16 protein-coding genes and 2 pseudogenes are annotated in these 15,548 nt (G+C 60.1%); 8 read left to right on the top strand and 10 right to left on the bottom strand.

Annotation, left to right across the window (positions count from 1 at the left end):
* Positions 1-4: 4 nt before the first annotated feature.
* Positions 5-1,204 (top strand): amino acid aminotransferase, encoded by a 1,200-nt coding sequence (locus ACQUTI_RS00090; RefSeq protein ID WP_064183121.1) that lies wholly within the window; start codon positions 5-7, stop codon positions 1,202-1,204.
* Between the two features lie 28 nt (positions 1,205-1,232).
* Here the strand turns inward: ACQUTI_RS00090 and ACQUTI_RS00085 are convergent, their stop codons facing one another.
* The 3 genes from ACQUTI_RS00085 to ACQUTI_RS00075 are packed head-to-tail and all read right to left on the bottom strand — an operon-like array spanning position 1,233 to position 3,719.
* The gene (locus tag ACQUTI_RS00085) at positions 1,233-1,901 is read right to left on the bottom strand and encodes a methionine ABC transporter permease (protein ID WP_004203975.1); all 669 of its coding nucleotides are present in this window, start codon (positions 1,899-1,901) and stop codon (positions 1,233-1,235) included.
* The gene (locus tag ACQUTI_RS00080; RefSeq protein ID WP_004203973.1) at positions 1,894-2,907 is read right to left on the bottom strand and encodes a methionine ABC transporter ATP-binding protein; all 1,014 of its coding nucleotides are present in this window, start codon (positions 2,905-2,907) and stop codon (positions 1,894-1,896) included. Before ACQUTI_RS00080 ends, ACQUTI_RS00085 begins: the two co-directional genes overlap by 8 nt.
* A gap of 8 nt (positions 2,908-2,915) precedes the next feature.
* Positions 2,916-3,719 carry a MetQ/NlpA family ABC transporter substrate-binding protein gene (locus tag ACQUTI_RS00075; RefSeq protein ID WP_004203972.1) on the bottom strand — a complete coding sequence of 268 codons (804 nt, stop codon included), beginning with the start codon at positions 3,717-3,719 and terminating at the stop codon, positions 2,916-2,918.
* Positions 3,720-3,939: 220 nt separating this feature from the next.
* On the opposite strand from ACQUTI_RS00075, the gene ACQUTI_RS00070 reads away from it, so the two are divergent.
* Positions 3,940-5,115 (top strand): aminotransferase class I/II-fold pyridoxal phosphate-dependent enzyme, encoded by a 1,176-nt coding sequence (locus ACQUTI_RS00070; RefSeq protein WP_017898758.1) that lies wholly within the window; start codon positions 3,940-3,942, stop codon positions 5,113-5,115.
* Between the two features lie 19 nt (positions 5,116-5,134).
* On the opposite strand, the gene ACQUTI_RS00065 is transcribed toward ACQUTI_RS00070, so the two are convergent.
* The 3 genes and pseudogenes from ACQUTI_RS00065 to ACQUTI_RS00055 form a co-directional block, all read right to left on the bottom strand.
* Positions 5,135-5,494: a hypothetical protein gene (locus ACQUTI_RS00065; RefSeq protein ID WP_023318077.1), complete on the bottom strand. Its 360-nt coding sequence runs from the start codon at positions 5,492-5,494 to the stop codon at positions 5,135-5,137.
* Positions 5,495-5,700: 206 nt separating this feature from the next.
* Positions 5,701-6,612, bottom strand: a complete 912-nt coding sequence (locus tag ACQUTI_RS00060; RefSeq protein WP_117131627.1) for an NmrA/HSCARG family protein — start codon at positions 6,610-6,612, stop codon at positions 5,701-5,703.
* A pseudogene (locus ACQUTI_RS00055) lies at positions 6,605-7,475 on the bottom strand (MBL fold metallo-hydrolase). The gene ACQUTI_RS00060 and the pseudogene ACQUTI_RS00055 overlap by 8 nt, the downstream one beginning before the upstream one ends.
* An 87-nt stretch (positions 7,476-7,562) precedes the next feature.
* Between ACQUTI_RS00055 and ACQUTI_RS00050 the strand changes: the two are divergent.
* Complete coding sequence (locus ACQUTI_RS00050) at positions 7,563-8,486, top strand: LysR family transcriptional regulator (RefSeq protein WP_032455910.1); 924 nt, start codon at positions 7,563-7,565, stop codon at positions 8,484-8,486.
* 21 nt (positions 8,487-8,507) lie between these two features.
* On the opposite strand, the gene ACQUTI_RS00045 is transcribed toward ACQUTI_RS00050, so the two are convergent.
* Positions 8,508-9,413, bottom strand: a complete 906-nt coding sequence (locus ACQUTI_RS00045) for a LysR family transcriptional regulator (protein ID WP_048294624.1) — start codon at positions 9,411-9,413, stop codon at positions 8,508-8,510.
* 138 nt (positions 9,414-9,551) lie between these two features.
* Here ACQUTI_RS00045 and ACQUTI_RS00040 point away from each other — a divergent pair, with 138 nt between their 5' ends.
* Both ACQUTI_RS00040 and ACQUTI_RS00035 read left to right on the top strand, forming a co-directional pair.
* Positions 9,552-10,481: an aromatic alcohol reductase gene (locus ACQUTI_RS00040; RefSeq protein WP_428923158.1), complete on the top strand. Its 930-nt coding sequence runs from the start codon at positions 9,552-9,554 to the stop codon at positions 10,479-10,481.
* Between the two features lie 25 nt (positions 10,482-10,506).
* Positions 10,507-10,713, top strand: coding sequence for a DUF1471 domain-containing protein (locus ACQUTI_RS00035; protein ID WP_048294621.1), 207 nt, complete (start codon positions 10,507-10,509; stop codon positions 10,711-10,713).
* 50 nt (positions 10,714-10,763) lie between these two features.
* Here ACQUTI_RS00035 and ACQUTI_RS00030 read toward each other — a convergent pair whose 3' ends face one another.
* The gene (locus ACQUTI_RS00030; RefSeq protein WP_065697063.1) at positions 10,764-11,642 is read right to left on the bottom strand and encodes an AraC family transcriptional regulator; all 879 of its coding nucleotides are present in this window, start codon (positions 11,640-11,642) and stop codon (positions 10,764-10,766) included.
* 157 nt (positions 11,643-11,799) lie between these two features.
* Here ACQUTI_RS00030 and ACQUTI_RS00025 point away from each other — a divergent pair, with 157 nt between their 5' ends.
* A complete protein-coding gene (locus ACQUTI_RS00025; RefSeq protein ID WP_043522098.1) occupies positions 11,800-12,555 on the top strand; it encodes an SDR family NAD(P)-dependent oxidoreductase in 756 nt (251 codons plus the stop codon).
* A 4-nt stretch (positions 12,556-12,559) separates the two neighbouring features.
* Here the strand turns inward: ACQUTI_RS00025 and ACQUTI_RS00020 are convergent, their stop codons facing one another.
* On the bottom strand, positions 12,560-13,153 hold the full coding sequence (locus ACQUTI_RS00020) for a TetR/AcrR family transcriptional regulator (RefSeq protein WP_135712245.1): 594 nt from the start codon (positions 13,151-13,153) through the stop codon (positions 12,560-12,562).
* 73 nt (positions 13,154-13,226) lie between these two features.
* On the opposite strand from ACQUTI_RS00020, the gene bdcA reads away from it, so the two are divergent.
* Together bdcA and ACQUTI_RS00010 are read left to right on the top strand one after the other, a co-directional pair.
* Positions 13,227-13,940, top strand: a complete 714-nt coding sequence (gene bdcA, locus ACQUTI_RS00015; RefSeq protein WP_428923157.1) for an SDR family oxidoreductase — start codon at positions 13,227-13,229, stop codon at positions 13,938-13,940.
* Between the two features lie 696 nt (positions 13,941-14,636).
* A complete protein-coding gene (locus ACQUTI_RS00010) occupies positions 14,637-14,885 on the top strand; it encodes a DinI-like family protein (protein ID WP_019705237.1) in 249 nt (82 codons plus the stop codon).
* 406 nt (positions 14,886-15,291) lie between these two features.
* Here ACQUTI_RS00010 and ACQUTI_RS00005 read toward each other — a convergent pair.
* A pseudogene (locus ACQUTI_RS00005) lies at positions 15,292-15,548 on the bottom strand (hypothetical protein); the annotation flags it as partial.

The raw sequence follows: 15,548 nt of genomic DNA, 5'->3' as shown, positions 1-15,548 counted from the left end.
CACTGTGTTCCAGAACGTCGACGCCTACGCGGGCGATCCTATCCTGTCGCTGATGGAAGCCTTTCAACAGGATCCCCGGGCAGACAAAGTTAACCTCAGCATCGGGCTGTACTATAACGAGCAGGCCATCATCCCTCAGCTGGAGGCGGTCCGCCAGGCCGCTGACCGGCTACAGAGCCAGTTGCAAAAGGCCAGCCTCTATCTGCCGATGGAGGGACTGGCGCCCTATCGCCGCGCGGTCCAGACGCTGCTGTTTGGCGAACATCATCCGGCGTTGCGTGCCGGACGCATCGCCACCATCCAGACGCTGGGCGGCTCCGGCGCGCTGAAGGTGGGCGCGGATTTTCTCAAGCGCTACTTCCCCGACTCCGCGGTCTGGGTCAGCGATCCGACCTGGGAGAACCATGTGGCCATCTTTGCCGGGGCGGGCTTCGAGGTGCATACCTATCCCTGGTTCGACAGCGCCACTCGCGGGGTCAATTTCCCCGCCATGCTTGCCGCCCTCCAGCAGCTCCCGTCGCGCAGCATCGTGCTGCTCCATCCTTGCTGCCATAATCCGACGGGGGCCGATCTCACACCCGAGCAGTGGGATCGGGTGATTGAAGTGTTGATCGCCCGGGAGCTGATCCCGTTCCTCGATATTGCCTACCAGGGCTTTGGCCGTGGGCTGGATGAAGATGCCTATGCCATCCGCGCCATCGCCAGCGCCGGGCTGACGGCGCTGGTTAGTAACTCGTTCTCGAAGATTTTTTCGCTGTACGGCGAGCGTGTCGGCGGCCTGTCGGTGGTCTGTGACAATGCCGATGCCGCCGGGCGCGTGCTGGGCCAGTTGAAAGCCACCGTGCGCCGCAACTACTCCAGCCCGCCGGGGTTTGGCGCCCAGGTGGTGTCGCAGGTGCTCAACGATCCCGAGCTGAATGCCCTGTGGCAGGAAGAAGTGGAGGCCATGCGCACCCGCATCAGCGCCATGCGCGTCGCGCTGGTGAAATCCCTGCAGACAGCCCTGCCGGCGGAGGATTTTTCCTATCTGCTGACCCAGCGCGGCATGTTCAGTTACACCGGCTTTAGCGCCGATCAGGTAGACGTTCTGCGCGAAGTGCACGGCATCTATCTGATCGCCAGCGGTCGGGTCTGTGTGGCCGGGCTCAACCACGGCAATATTGCGCGGGTAGCCAGCGCCTTCGCCGCGGTCTGCGCACGCTAGCCGGGGCAACCCCGGCGCGGATTAGCGGTTATTCGCGACGCAGCCGGCGAGCCAGGCGGGTACCCAGCGTCTGAATAAGCTGGACAATAACAATCAGCACCAGGGCGGTGGTGAGGGTGGCAAAGGCGTCGAAGCGCTGATAGCCGTAGGTGATCGCCAGATCGCCGATCCCGCCGCCGCCCACCGTTCCCGCCATGGCGGTCGCGCCAAGCAGACCGATGGTCGCGGTGGTAAGGGCCAGAATCAGCGACGCCGCCGCCTCCGGCAGCATAAAGTGCCAGACGGTCTGCAGAGGGGTAGCGCCCATGGCGTCTGCGGCCTCAAGGATCCCCTCATCCACTTCCAGCAGCGAGCTCTCCACCAGCCGGGCAATATAGGGGGCGACAAAAACGATCAGCGGCACGATGGCCCCCGCGGTGCCGATAGTCGTGCCCACCAGCAGCCTGGTGAAGGGCAGGATCACAATCAGCAAAATGATAAACGGCAGCGAGCGCAGCACGTTAATCAGCGGATTCAGCGCCTGATGCACCACCGGGTTGGCCACGATGCCGCCGGGACGACAAACCACCAGCACAATTCCCAGCGGGACGCCGATCAGCGCGCCAAAGCCCAGTGAGATGGCGACCATAATCAGGGTATCATGCAGCGCCAGCAGAAACTGCTCGCCGGTAATGGCGGTATCAATCAGATCAAACATGGGTGATTTTCACTCCTGCGTCGGCCAGATGGGTGATAGCGCGTTCGGTTTCGTCAGGCTCGCCGAGGAGTTGCACAATCATAAATCCCAGTATCCGGCCCTGAACTTCGGACATGCTGGCAAACAGGATATTCACCTCGACAGCATACTCGCGGATCAGGTGGTTAATGATCGGCTGCCGGGCCGTCGCGCCGATAAATTCGAGGCGTAAAGCCCGGGCGCCGTTATCGCGCTGCAGGAGCGACGCCACCCGCTGCGGCAGGCGATCGTGCACCACCGACTGCACGAAACTGGCGGTGACCGGATGCTGCGGCTGGGCAAAGAGATCGAACACCGTCCCCTGCTCAACAATGCGCCCGGCCTGCATCACCGCCACCTTGTGACAGATTTTCTGGATCACTGACATTTCATGAGTAATCAGCACAATGGTGATGCCATAGCGGCGATTAATCTCCTGCAGCAGCAGTAAGATCTGTACCGTGGTGTGGGGGTCGAGCGCCGAGGTGGCTTCATCGCACAGCAGCACCGACGGGTTGGTGGCCAGCGCCCTGGCGATACCGACCCGCTGCTTTTGCCCTCCCGACAGCTCATTAGGGTAGCTGTGCATTTTGTCGCTCAGGTCGACAAACGCCAGCAGCTCCGCAACCCGCGCCTGGATAAAGGCCTTGTCGCGGCCCTGCAAAATAAGCGGGATAGCGATGTTATGAAATACCGTTTTCGAATTCAGCAGATTAAAATTCTGAAAGATCATGCCGATATCTTTTTTGATCGCCTGCAGTCGCTGGCCGCTGCAGTCCTGTAGCGGCTCACCATTCAACACCACCTCGCCCTCGCCCGGCGTTTCCAGCCGATTAATCAGCCGCAATAAGGTGCTTTTTCCTGCGCCGCTGTAGCCAATAATGCCGAAAATATCGCCCCGGTCGATACTGAGATTAATATCCTGCAGGGCCAGAACCGGATGCCCTTTTCTGGAAAAGGTTTTACTGACATGGCGAAATTCTATCATTGCGTTATTCATTTTAAATAATCAGGCAGCAGGTAACCATCATACTGCGGATGGCTGAGAATATATTTTTTGAAATCGGCAGAGTGATAGCCGTCGATAATATCTTTGGCAAACTGCGCCTTCTGATTTTTACCGGCAACGGTTACGACGTTAATAAAATGGCTGGTGGCGGCCTCCAGCTTTAATGCTGAGGTGAGCGCCATGCCGCTGGAGACGGCGAAATTGCCCTGAATCAGGCCATAGTCGACGTCCGGCAGCGCGCGAACCTGCTGGGCATTGTCCATCTCCTTAAGCACGATTTTATAGGGGTTAGCAACGATATTGCGCTGGGAAAAGGTGGCGGGATCGCTGTCCGGTTTAATCTTCACCCAGCCCAGACTTTCCAGCACCAGCACCGCGCGATATTCGTTCGACGGCTGGTTTGGCACCGACACCACCGTGCCGGCTGCCGGGGTGCCCAGGGTGGTCAGTTTGCCGCCATACAGGCCCATCGGCGGTGTGGGTACCTGCACAATGCCCACGTTATCGGTCCCCAGCCGCTCATTGATCGCTTTCAGGTATACCGGATGCTGCATAATATTCGCTTCGATATCGCCGCGGGCTACCGCGTCATTGACCTGAATACCGTCGCTAAAATCTTTATATTCGATTTTATACCCTTTACTCAATAAATAGGGGGCGACCCCTTTTTCAAATTGCTCTTTATACGGCCCGGGATTGAAGCCGATACGAATAATTTGATCTGCGGTGGCGTAAAAAGAGGTAGCGGATAACAGGGCGAGCGTCATCCCGAGCGCAACTGACTTGTTCATAAGGTATTTTCCTGGAAGGTTGGCGATATTGAGCGATTAAATCACAGCCGCAAGAGGGTTGTAAGCCAGAACGCCGGATTTCCTTTTGCTTATTCCTCATAACCTTTTGCTATCCCGACATATCCTAAAAATAATCATCCTTTGCAGATATTGTTATTTAGCCAGGCGCCATAAATCCCTTAAAGATGGCAGATTATTGATGACGTAAACCGGGAAAATTATGCCTGATTTTGCTGCTTCACCGCTGGTGGACGCCCTGGAAGAGAATCTGTTCAGCCTGCTGGAAAACCTGGCCGCGGAGGTCAACACCGACATGCTGCCGTTGATCGACCTCTCCAGCGGCAGTCCGGATCAACCCACCCCGCCGGAAGTGATTGACGCGCTGCAGAGCGCCATTCATCGTCGTGAAAACCATGGCTACCCCTCATTCTGGGGCAAGCCGCAGGTCCGCGAAGCGATCGCCCATTTTTATCGCCGCCAGTATGATGTGGAATTCGATCCGCACAGCGAAGTCGCGGTATTTCAGGGCTCGCATATCGGTATTGGCGGCATCCCGCGGGCGCTGCTCCGTCCCGGGCAATACCTCATCTCCACCGATCCCTGCTATCCCATTTATCGCTCAGCGGCGCTGCAGTCCCAGGCGACGTTTTATGGCCTGCCGCTCAGGGCTGAGAACCATTTCCTGCCGGATTTTAACGACCTCCCCCGGGAGGTGGCTGCCAAGGCCGGGCTGGTGGTGCTTAACTATCCGCATAACCCCACCGGCGCCCTCGCCACGCCGGCGCTGTTCGCCAGCGCCCTGCAGTTTGCCCACCGTCACCAGGTGCCGATCCTGCACGATTTTGCCTATGCGGCCATCGGCAGCGCGGCCAGTGACGCGCCGCTGAGCCTTTTCTCTCAGCCCGGCGCGAAGGCGTGGGGAGTGGAAACCTACACCTTCTCCAAGACCTTTAATATGGCCGGCTGGCGCTTCGGCTTCGCGGTCGGCAACGCCTCGATTATTCGGGCATTTAAAAAGCTGCACACCCACAGCTACAGCACGGTGTTTGGCGCGATTCAGGATGCGGCGATCGCCGCGCTCAGCTTGCCGGCAGAACGGATTGCGCAGCTGACGGAGGCGTATCATCAGCGCCGGGAGTGGGTTCTGCGTCGACTGGCCGCGCTGCGCTGGCCGGTTCGTACCGCACAAGGCACGTTCTTCCTCTGGCTGAGCGTGCCGCCCGGGTACCGTTCACAAGAGTTTGCCCGCCTGCTGCTGCAGGAGGCGCATATTCTGGTGGCGCCAGGCACTGGTTTTGGCGAAGGGGGCGAAGGGTTTATCCGCATCAGTCTGACGGCTGGGGACGACGCGCTGAGCAACGCGCTGGACCGTCTCGCCCGGCTGGCGCTGTTTTAGCGCCCGCCTCGCAGAGTCGTTACACCTTCAGGTAGCCCGCCATGCGTTGAATACGCGCGGCGGAATAGTCATAGCAGGCGCTGGCGGGTTTACCCAGTACGCGATATTTGGCGCCATTGTAAAAGGCGGTCTTATTCTCCTCTTCCAGAAAGCGCCGGGAGACGGTGTCGCTGAAAATACGGTCGCCATCCGACTGCGGCTGATAGCGGCTGGATTTGACGCTCTCCCACGCCACGCCGATCGGCTTATGGTCATAGCCGGTCATACAGAACAGCCGGTTGGAGGCCAGCAGATCGGCCTCGATGGTTTTAAATTCCGCCGCCGTAGCGGCGCAGGTCATGCTTAACAGGCAGGCCGAAGCCCATCGGTAAATTGTCATTATTCAGGCGATCCCAGAGTGTTTCCTCCATTGTAAGCGGCTGAAAATTCCGGATGTTCGCTTTTACCTATCGTTGTGCGTGAAAACCGCTTAAAATTTTCCACTCGGACTCCTCGTGAGTTGTCTTAACGACCTGTAGGCCCTCCCTGCGCAGGTCGTCACGCCGGGCCAAACACCGAGACGCCGGCGCAGAGGAGGTATCGCCTTTAACGATTAAACGCCCAGCTGGCCCCGCTGGTCAGCGCCCGCTCAAAGGCGGGACGGCCGGGGCCCGCCAGCCAGCCGGCGAAGGTGTGCAGCTGCGGATGCAGCTGGCGCATGGCGTCGAGGTCGGCGTGCCCGGCCAGCCGCCCGTCGTCCACCAGCCCGGTCAGCTTGTGCAGAAAAGGGCTGGCGGCCAGCACCTCATCGGAAAATCGCGAATAGGGGATCGGCCGTCCCGCCGCCGCGGAGAATAACGCCTCCAGTTGACGGCCGGTCACGCTGTCGCTGGCGATCTCAAACGTCTTGCCGGCAAACCGCGCTGGCGCGGCAAAAACTGCCGCGACTAGATGGCCGATATCCTCCACCGCCAGCACCTGCATCCTCCCCTCCGGCAGCATAAAAAAGTGAAAATGACCTTCATCAAGGCCAAAACCGGGCATCACCAACAGCTCCATAAAGGTGGCGGGACGCACGATGGTCGCCGCCAGCGGCAGGCGGCGGATATGCCGTTCAATTTCCGCTTTGGTGTCATAATGCGCTACGCCGGTGGGCGTCTCCCCCGCCGCGCTGCCGGAGCTGTACACCAGATGCTTCACCCCGCACTCGACGGCGAGGTCGGCGATGGTTATCCCGTAGCGTACCTCCTGCTCATCGGTCACCGTCCCTCCCGGCGAACTGGGCTGGACGCTGAAGACGCCGTCGACCCCGGCCATTGCCGATCGCATTGCCGCCCGGTCTTCAAAGGTGCCCACCACCAGCTCGGCTCCCCGTGCCGCCAGCGCGACGGCCCCGGCGGAGAAAGGATCCCTGACCAGCGCCCGAACCCGCCAGCCGCGGTGCAGCAGCGCCCGCGCCACCGAGCCGCCCTGCTGACCGGTGGCGCCAAAAACCAACACGCTTTGCGTATTATTCATCACTGTTTCCCCTTATCTGCAGCTTGTTGCCCGGCCTCTCGCCAGCGATAGTCACCTTGCTTATCCTCCTCCAGCCAGCCGCAGGAGGATCCGGCAAAATGCCCGGTGAACCATTGAGCATGATGGCTGGCTCCCCACGCCATCATCTCCCGTCGGGAGGCTTCCGCCTGCCGGGGATCGCCGCAGAACGCCGAGTTCCAGTGCGGATGGGTAAACTGGCGCGGGGAATGAAGAAGATCGCCGGAGAAACAGGCGTAATCATCTCCGGCGGCGAGGATCAGCGCGGCATGGTCCGGACTGTGGCCGGGGGTGGGCACAAAGGCGATCCGCCCGCCGACCCGCGGCCGGGCCGCCACATCGACGGTTTCCAGCAGGCCGGCTTCGATCACCGGCAGCAGGCTGTCGAGCCACAGCGCCCGGTAGCGTTCGCTGTTTTTCACCCGCGTCAGCTCTTTTGCCGAGCACAGGTAGCGGGCGTTGGGGAACAGCGGCACCCAGCGATCGTCCTGCCAGACGGTATTCCATCCGACATGGTCGGTATGCAGGTGGGTCAGTAGCACCAGGGTCACGTCCTCCGGGTTCACTCCCGCGGCGCGGAGATTCTCCAGATACGGCGTGTTAAGTTGATGATAGAGCGGATTGCCGCCGCGCTCCCGACCGTTGCCGGTGGCGGTATCGATAACAATCAGATCGTGGGGAGTCTGTACCACCCAGCTGTGGATCGACAGCGCGATTGGCTGATTATCGGCGTCCGCCTCCGTCGCAGGGAACGCTGCGGGATAGAGCGCCGCCGGCTGCAGGCTAATCTCGCGCTCCGGAACTTTGAATATCAGGCTGTCGCCTGTCTGGTAAGCTTGCATCACTCCCTCCGCGCGCATTGCGCTGGTTGATTTATCGGGGTGATATTCACTATGCTGCCGGGATAACCCACATTCAAATTGATTATCATAATGAAGAAAATCATTGAAAATGATTTTAGTCGTATCGATCTGAATCTGTTGACGGTCTTGATGGTGCTGTACCGCGAAGCCAGCGTCACCCGCACCGCAGAGGCGCTGCATCTTGGCCAGCCGGCCATCAGCGGGGCGCTGAAACGGCTGCGCGAGATGTTTGACGATCCACTGTTCGTGCGCAGCGCCAGAGGCATGCTGCCGACGCCGCGGGCGCAAGCGCTGATGACCGAGCTGCAGCCGCTGATGGAACACCTGCATTCGGCAATGTTTGGCGCCGGGGAGTTTTCCCCCGCCAGCGCCCAGCAGCTTTTCCGCGTCGGCCTCAGCGACTGGAGCGAACACTGGCTGATGCCCCAGCTGTTACCCGGACTGATGCAGGAGGCGCCCGGAGTGTCGCTCCAGACACTAGCCGCCGACCCCTTCCAGGTACGCCAGCTGTTGGAGGAGGATCGCATTGATGTCGCGGTATCCCTCAACAAACAGAGCCGCGGGGAGATCGTCAGTGAACCGGTGATGACCATGGGGGTGACCACTCTCTGGTCGCCGCAGCAGATCCCCTGCCGCGGGCCGTTGTCGGTGGGCGATTTCGTCGCCTGGGAACATGTGATGGTGGCCTATCGCGAAACCGGCCACGGGGAAATAGACCGCCAGCTCGCCAGTCAGGGACTCGCGCGGCGCGTGCGCTTTGCCACGCAGAATTTCTCCACCTTTCCCCTGCTGCTGACCACCCTGCCGCTCTTCGCCACCGTCCCCCAGGGGCTGGCGCAGCGCTGGCAGGCGCAGTATGCCCTGCGCGCGGACGCCCCGCCAGTGGCCTACCCGGAATTTACCCTGTGTATACTGCGTCACAAACGCCGGGCGCAGGATCCGGCGCTGAACTGGCTGATAGCGAGGATAAAACAGGCCATGCGCGGACCATAGCGGGAGCGAATGCCACCGACATCAGGCCTCGCTGAGCGGGGGTTGCAGAACGCGTCTGCTCCAGTCATAAAATGCGCGTACCGCCGGCGGCAGATAGCGGTTTTGCGGATAGACCAGCGACAGGGGAAGATCAGAAGCGGCCTGCTCCAGACAAGCGACCAGCGCGCCGCTCTGCAGATAAGGTTGCGCCAGATAGCTGGCGACGCGGATCAGGCCCAGCCCCTGAACGCCGGCCTGGATATAGGCATCGGTATCGTCGACCACCAGCGTCTCCTGCATGCGGATCGCGCAATCGCCGTCATCGAGGGAGAAAAGCCAGTCGATGGTCCGCCCGGTACGGTGGTTCAGGTAGCCCACCGCCCGGTGCTGGTGCAGATCGTCGATGCTCTGCGGCCGGCCGTGGGCCGCGAGCCAGGCCGGCGAGGCGAGGACCATCCAGCGGTAGCGGGCCAGAGGACGCGCCACCAGGGTGGTGGAATCTTCGATTTGTCCGCTACGGATCACGCAGTCGAATCCCTCCTGGATAATATCTTCCACGTTGTCGCTTGAGCAGAGGATCATCTCCAGGTCAGGATACTGCTGCAGAAACTCGCCGATCCTTGGCAATACGCAGTGCCGGGCAAGAGATTGCGGCATCCCCACCTTGAACCGCCCGGCGGGCTGGGCCGAGCGGCCGGGAAAGGAGGCTTCCATCGCCGCCATCTCGGCCAGCAGCCGTTTACACTCCGCGTAATACCGGCGTCCCTCGGCCGTCACGCTGAGCTTGCGGGTGGTGCGCTGAAGAAGCTGCGCCCCCAGCCAGGCCTCCAGCTCCTTCACTACCCGCGACACCGTTGAGCGCGGCTGCCCCAGCACCTCCGCCGCCCGGGCGAAGCTGTGGGCATCCACAACCGCAACATACAACTGCATGGCATCCAGTCTGTCCATTTCGTTCTCCCCCGGCGATTATTATCCCATTAAGACGAACAGTCTAACCCGAAATCCTGTTCTTATCGAATGATGCCCACCCCCCTACACTGAGCCTGTAGCCAGTCAATACAAGGCTTAACTGAGAAAGGAGTTAAAATGAAATCTGATAATCTTAACCACGAGGAAAAGGTATTGGTGCTAGGAGCGGGACAACTGGGCGCCGCCGTACTGGATGCACTGGTACCTGCGGTGATCCAGCGCCAGGGCGCGGTCTCGGTTATCGTCTCGCCGGCGGCCTGGGATGAAGCCGGCCAGCTGCGGTCGGCAAACCACCGGGCGCTGGCCGACGCCGGGGCCACCTTTCTCGCCGTCGACATTGCCGGTAGCGACATGGAGACGCTGGCTGGTCAGTTTAGCGGATTCACCACCGTGATTAACTGCATGGGGTTTGTCGCCGGTCCGGGGACGCAGCTAAAAATTACCCGCGCGGTGCTGGTCGCCGGAGTGCCCCGCTATTTTCCCTGGCAGTTTGGCGTCAATTACAATGTGGTCGGCAAAGGCAGCGGCCAGCCGGTGTGGGACGAGCAGTATGATGTCCGGACCCTGCTGCGCGCGCAGCAGGCCACGGAGTGGGTCATTGTCTCCACCGGCATGTTTACCAGCTTTCTCTTCGAGCCAGACTTCGATGTGGTGAATTTAGCCACCCGAACCCTTCACGCCCTTGGCGGCTGGGACACCCAGGTGACCGTCACCTCGCCGGCGGATATTGGCCGCCTGACCACCGCGATTTATCTGCATCAGCCGCGGATCGTCAACGAGGTGGTGTTTGTTGCCGGCGAAACGACCTCTTATCGCCAGCTGGCGGAAACCGTGGAGCGCGTGACGCAGCAGACGTTCAGCAAAGCCGTTCACACCCTGCCCGCCCTGCTGGACCAGCTGCGGACGGACCCGGATAACGCCATGCTGCGCTATCGCGCTGCCTTCGCCCGGGGGGATGGCGTGTGGTGGCCGATGGGCGACACCTGGAATGCCCGCCACCATCTGCCGACCCAGGACATTGCCGGCTGGCTGCAGGCCGCGCGCTGATTTTCTCTCACAGGACAGAATGACGATGAACAAGTTGCTTCCACTGATCGTATTGAGTTGTCTGCTGCCGCTGGCGGTCAACGCCAGAACCATCACCGTCACCGGCGATACCCTGGACAACGCGGAGAGCAAAATTCGCCAGCAGGCCGCCCGCGAGGGCGCAACCGCCTATCGGATCATTGAGGCGCGAATGGGCAACAAAGTGCATATTACGGCGACACTCGACAACTGAACCACCGCTACCCGGCTCAGGGAGGAGCCGCCGCCATCCCGCGCGCCAGGTCAGGCGCTCATTTTTTCCCGTCGGCGATCGCGGCCCGGCGGCGCACCGTACAGGCGAGCGTATTCCCGGGTGAACTGCGACACGCTGATATAGCCCACCTCGCCGGCCGCCTGCGCAATGCTCATCCCTTCCGCCAGCATCAGGCGGCGGGCGTGGATCAGGCGCAACTGCTTCTGAAACTGCAGGGGCGACAAGGTGGTCATGGCGCGGAAATGACGGTGAAAGACAGAGACGCTCATGCCGGCGGCGTCGGCCAGCGCGTCGACGCTGACTGGCTGCATAAAATCCCGGCGCAGCATCGCCACCGCCCGGCGGATCCGCGCCGAATGGCTGTCTACAGCGCCCAGCGCCCGGATGGCTGGCCCGTGAACACTCTGCAACAGCCAGTAATGCAGCTCCCGCCGCAGCCCTTCGCCTAACACCGCCAGCGCCCCCGGTTGATCAAACAGCCTTGCCAGCCGATAAGCGGCGTCCGTCACGTCAGCATTCATCGGTTCGATACCGACGCGGGGCGCCTCATCCGGACCAGATGGCCCGGCCTCCTGCAGCTCGCGCAGGATAGCCAGGTCCAGCTCCAGCACCAGCGCGTAATAGGGAAAGCGCTGACTGGCCTCGGTGATCTGGCTGGTGGTGGGAACATCCGCGGCGATCACCATCGCCTCCCCCGGACCGTAGTCAAAGCTTGCCAGGCCGGTGGTCACGCTTTTGCGCCCCTGCAGCAGCATAGCCACTAACGGCCTGGCGATGGCCGCCTGCAGATCGCCGGGGTGCAGGGCCCGCACCAGGGTGATGCCGGAAACCGGGGTGACCGCCACCCCGCTGCTATCGACATGAGCATCGGCATACCGGCGGCAGAGAGCGAAGAGTTCGTCGCGCATAAGATCCTTTCAGGCAAATTTTACAGCCTGAGTATGCGCTATTTCCCGCCAGAGGGGAGTGTATGGAGAGGAATGGGCAAAAAATAACAAGGATTGGGCAACCCGGTCTGGTAGGCCCCCCTATTGTAAGGACTCCACATACCGGAGAGGATCGAACATGACTAAGATTGCACTTATCACCGGCGCCAACCGCGGCCTTGGCCGTCAGACCGCACTGGATATCGCCCGCCAGGGCGGGGACGTCATCGTCACCTACCGCGGCAATATTGAACAGGCGGAAGCGGTGGTGGCCGACATTCACGCTCTCGGCCGCAAGGCCATCGCCCTGCCGCTGGATATGGCGCAGACCACCCGCTTTCCGACTTTCGCCGACAGCCTGAGCGCTGCGCTGGCCAGCGTCTGGGGACGGGACACCTTCGATCATCTGATCAATAACGCGGGACACGGCGAATTTGCCCCGCTGGCCGAAACGCGCGAGGCCCAGTTCGACGGGCTGTTTAACGTCCACGTCAAGGGGGTGTTTTTCCTCGTTCAAACCCTGCTACCGCTGCTGGCTGACGGTGGACGGATCGTTAACTTCTCTTCCGGACTGACTCGCGTCTCATATCCTGGCTTCTCCGCCTACGCTGCGGCCAAAGCGGCCGTGGAGATGCTGAGCGTGTACATGGCCCGCGAGCTGGGCGGGCGCGGCATCACCGTCAATACCATCGCCCCCGGGGCTATCGCCACCGATTTTGGCGGCGGGCTGGTGCGGGACGACGCGGGGGTTAACGCGCAGTTTGCCGCGATGACGGCGCTGGGACGGGTGGGCGTTCCCGAGGATATTGGGCCGATGATCGCCAGCCTGCTGCGTGACGATAACCGCTGGGTAACCGCCCAGCGGATCGAAGTCTCGGGCGGACAGACTATCTGACCACTCAGGCCGGCAGGATACGCTCCAGCGCCACGCCTGCCAGCCGCACGGTCTCCAGAAGACGCGGGAGGCTATCCCCCTCCCGCGCTTTCGCCGACAGACCAAGCATCAGCGTATCCATATAGTCAGTCACCCGCAGCGCATCCTGCGGGTGATGGCGGGCGATATACTGCTGGATTTTGGCCCTCGCCGCAGCATGCCATTCGCCTGCCGCCACCCGAGCGTCGGCATCCTGACAATGTCCCCCCTCCAGCACCAGGCAGCCGGCGGCGACCGGATCGGCTACATAGCGGCGAGCCGCCTCCTGCAGCACGGCGATGAGCGACGCCGCCACCGGCTGGTCGTCCTGCAACAGCGTCTCTATGGGGATGGCCCCGGTCTGGCTGTAGCGCTGCAGGACGCGGGTATACAGGCCGAGCTTGCTGCCGAAAGCGGCATAAAAGCTTGGGGGGTTGATGCCGAAAGCCTGGGTCAGATCGGCCACGCTCACCGCGTCGTAGCCTCGCGCGTGAAAGAGGCGCTGTGCCTTTTCAATAGCCTGTTCCGCATTGAACTGACGGGGGCGCCCCGGGGTACGCCCTTGTTTTGTAGTGGTCACTATATTAATCCTTGACTGCCTGTTTTGCCGCAGCATATTGTAATCATCACTACAATATCATGAGGTGCGGGATATGACAGCGTTTCACAACAAATCAGTGCTGGTTTTAGGTGGAAGTCGGGGAATTGGCGCGGCGATCGTCAGGCGCTTTGTCGCCGACGGCGCGTCGGTCAGGTTCAGCTATTCCGGTTCGCCGGAGGCGGCCGAGCGGCTGGCGGCGGAGACCGGCAGCACGGCGGTGCAGGCGGACAGCGCCGATCGCGATGCGGTGATAAGCCTGGTCCGAGACAGCGGCCCGCTGGACGTGTTAGTGGTCAATGCCGGGATCGCCATTTTTGGCGATGCCCTGGAGCAGGACAGCGATGCCATCGATCGCCTGTTCCGCATCAATATTCATGCCCCCTACCATGCCTCCGTGGAAGCAGCGCGCCGGATGCCGGAAGGCGGGCGCATTATTGTCATCGGTTCGGTCAATGGCGATCGCATGCCGGTGCCGGGAATGGCGGCCTATGCGCTCAGCAAGTCAGCCCTGCAGGGGCTGGCGCGCGGTCTGGCACGGGATTTTGGCCCGCGCGGCATCACGGTCAACGTCGTCCAGCCCGGCCCAATTGATACCGACGCCAACCCGGAGAACGACCCGATGAAAGAGCTGATGCACAGCTTTATGGCCATTAAGCGCCATGGCCGACCGGAAGAGGTGGCGGGCATGGTAGCCTGGCTGGCCGGTCCGGAGGCGTCGTTTGTCACAGGCGCCATGCACACCATCGACGGAGCGTTTGGCGCCTGATGATCCTCGGCGGCGGCGCGCGCTTTGCCACGCCGCTGTCCTGACGTCATGGCCCACTGGATTCATCAGGCCAGGCTGTCGATCGCCATAAAATACGATCTTCGATGAGGATCAGTCTCGCCTCGGGGGACTGGTGCGCTTTGCGGATCCGTCCCCGGCGCCAGACTTAGATAACAAACCTCTCGCGCCACCGCGCCGCCGGGTGCCTCAAGGCTCAGAATTAAAACCCCTTTTCTACGCCATCCCACAGCTGCTGCGGCACGATATTGCCGCTGCGCTCGCCGTTTTTACTGCAGCGTGGTGTGCCCCTGAACAGGACGCTTTTCTGTGGTAACAGACATTAGCATTGGCGAAAAAGTTGCCGTTACCAAAAAAACATGAACCCGGTTACAAGATGCGCATGCCACCGTCTTCAGCATCCTGAGGAGGTCGCATTCTGCGGATCGCCAGGCTATATCTATGACACCTTTCTCCCACAACGAGTAAAAATAATGAGCAAGAAGATCCTGATGCTGGTCGGCGATTACGCCGAAGATTACTTGAACAAAGTCACAACCAACTGATTTAAAATAAAATTAATTAATACTCACCTAAAGTATGTACTTAATTATGTACTCACAAACCTAAACAATCCATTTGACTAGTAATCATCTCTCGCTAAATACTGTATATCCAACCAGCACAAAGGTGATTATCATGCGTGTAGAAATCAGCATTGCCAAAGAGAAAGCCGCGAAAATGCCAAAGGGGTCAATGGAGGCCTTGAAAGACGAAATGACCCGTCGAATCAGCAAGCAATATGACGACGTTGAAGTGATCGTGAAAACAGCCAGTAATGATGGACTGAGCGTTTTGTGGGCGACTGATAAAGAAATCGCCAAAGAATTTGTAGAGACCACTCTAAAAGACGCCTGGGAGACGGCTGACGACTGGTTTGTGTGTTGAGTTATGGGTATAGTGCCTCCCGACTGTACGGCATGAACACCTGCAGTTACCCTACTCGGCAGGTCTTATATACGGCTGCCGGGTGGGTTTTTACACCAAATCCTCACCCAGCCTCATGCAGTATGCTATCCGGGAAATCTTTATAAATCGTCTTCACCCCCTCCGAGCATATAGGCCACAGACACAATGTTTTAACTGCTCAGACCAGAAATATCTGGAAGCTTTAGGCATCTTCATGGAAGATAGACGAGCGCAAAGACGCACACAGCAATGATGTTATGTAGTATTTTCCCCTTGAGTGTGCCTGCTCAAGGGGATTTTTATCGCCGTATTGTACTGGCAAATATTTGTAAATCGTCTTCACTCCCACGCCTGTCACATCGGCCACACGCTACTGGACAGGCGCTTAGTCCGGTATATTTCTCGCGCTACTACTGCTTACGTTAACGTCTGGTAATGATCTAGCGGCGCGACGTAAAGCGGCGTTGAAAGCAATTATAGTGACCGGCCGACGATGGTACTTCACACGGTTAGAATGACTCTGAAATAAATAAACATCTTCTGGATAGCGTTCTCTTCTACGAGCAATGATCCCCTCCACTGGAGGGGTTGATTCAACACGTAGCTCCTTCAGGTGACCCTGTTTTCGTATCAGTATCAAGC

This window comes from Klebsiella sp. 7-CIP_Kleb. (assembly GCF_050378655.1).
Taxonomy (GTDB): domain Bacteria; phylum Pseudomonadota; class Gammaproteobacteria; order Enterobacterales; family Enterobacteriaceae; genus Klebsiella; species Klebsiella quasipneumoniae.
This window is presented reverse-complemented; position numbering and strand designations above follow the sequence as displayed.

Bases quoted from the DNA above. Each gene is read 5' to 3' on its own strand.
- ACQUTI_RS00085 (WP_004203975.1), bottom strand. From the start codon at position 1,901: ATGTTTGATCTGATTGATACCGCCATTACCGGCGAGCAGTTTCTGCTG.
- ACQUTI_RS00080 (WP_004203973.1), bottom strand. From the start codon at position 2,907: ATGATAGAATTTCGCCATGTCAGTAAAACCTTTTCCAGAAAAGGGCAT.
- ACQUTI_RS00075 (WP_004203972.1), bottom strand. From the start codon at position 3,719: ATGAACAAGTCAGTTGCGCTCGGGATGACGCTCGCCCTGTTATCCGCT.
- ACQUTI_RS00070 (WP_017898758.1), top strand. From the start codon at position 3,940: ATGCCTGATTTTGCTGCTTCACCGCTGGTGGACGCCCTGGAAGAGAAT.
- ACQUTI_RS00065 (WP_023318077.1), bottom strand. From the start codon at position 5,494: ATGACAATTTACCGATGGGCTTCGGCCTGCCTGTTAAGCATGACCTGC.
- ACQUTI_RS00060 (WP_117131627.1), bottom strand. From the start codon at position 6,612: ATGAATAATACGCAAAGCGTGTTGGTTTTTGGCGCCACCGGTCAGCAG.
- ACQUTI_RS00050 (WP_032455910.1), top strand. From the start codon at position 7,563: ATGAAGAAAATCATTGAAAATGATTTTAGTCGTATCGATCTGAATCTG.
- ACQUTI_RS00045 (WP_048294624.1), bottom strand. From the start codon at position 9,413: ATGGACAGACTGGATGCCATGCAGTTGTATGTTGCGGTTGTGGATGCC.
- ACQUTI_RS00040 (WP_428923158.1), top strand. From the start codon at position 9,552: ATGAAATCTGATAATCTTAACCACGAGGAAAAGGTATTGGTGCTAGGA.
- ACQUTI_RS00035 (WP_048294621.1), top strand. From the start codon at position 10,507: ATGAACAAGTTGCTTCCACTGATCGTATTGAGTTGTCTGCTGCCGCTG.
- ACQUTI_RS00030 (WP_065697063.1), bottom strand. From the start codon at position 11,642: ATGCGCGACGAACTCTTCGCTCTCTGCCGCCGGTATGCCGATGCTCAT.
- ACQUTI_RS00025 (WP_043522098.1), top strand. From the start codon at position 11,800: ATGACTAAGATTGCACTTATCACCGGCGCCAACCGCGGCCTTGGCCGT.
- bdcA (WP_428923157.1), top strand. From the start codon at position 13,227: ATGACAGCGTTTCACAACAAATCAGTGCTGGTTTTAGGTGGAAGTCGG.
- ACQUTI_RS00010 (WP_019705237.1), top strand. From the start codon at position 14,637: ATGCGTGTAGAAATCAGCATTGCCAAAGAGAAAGCCGCGAAAATGCCA.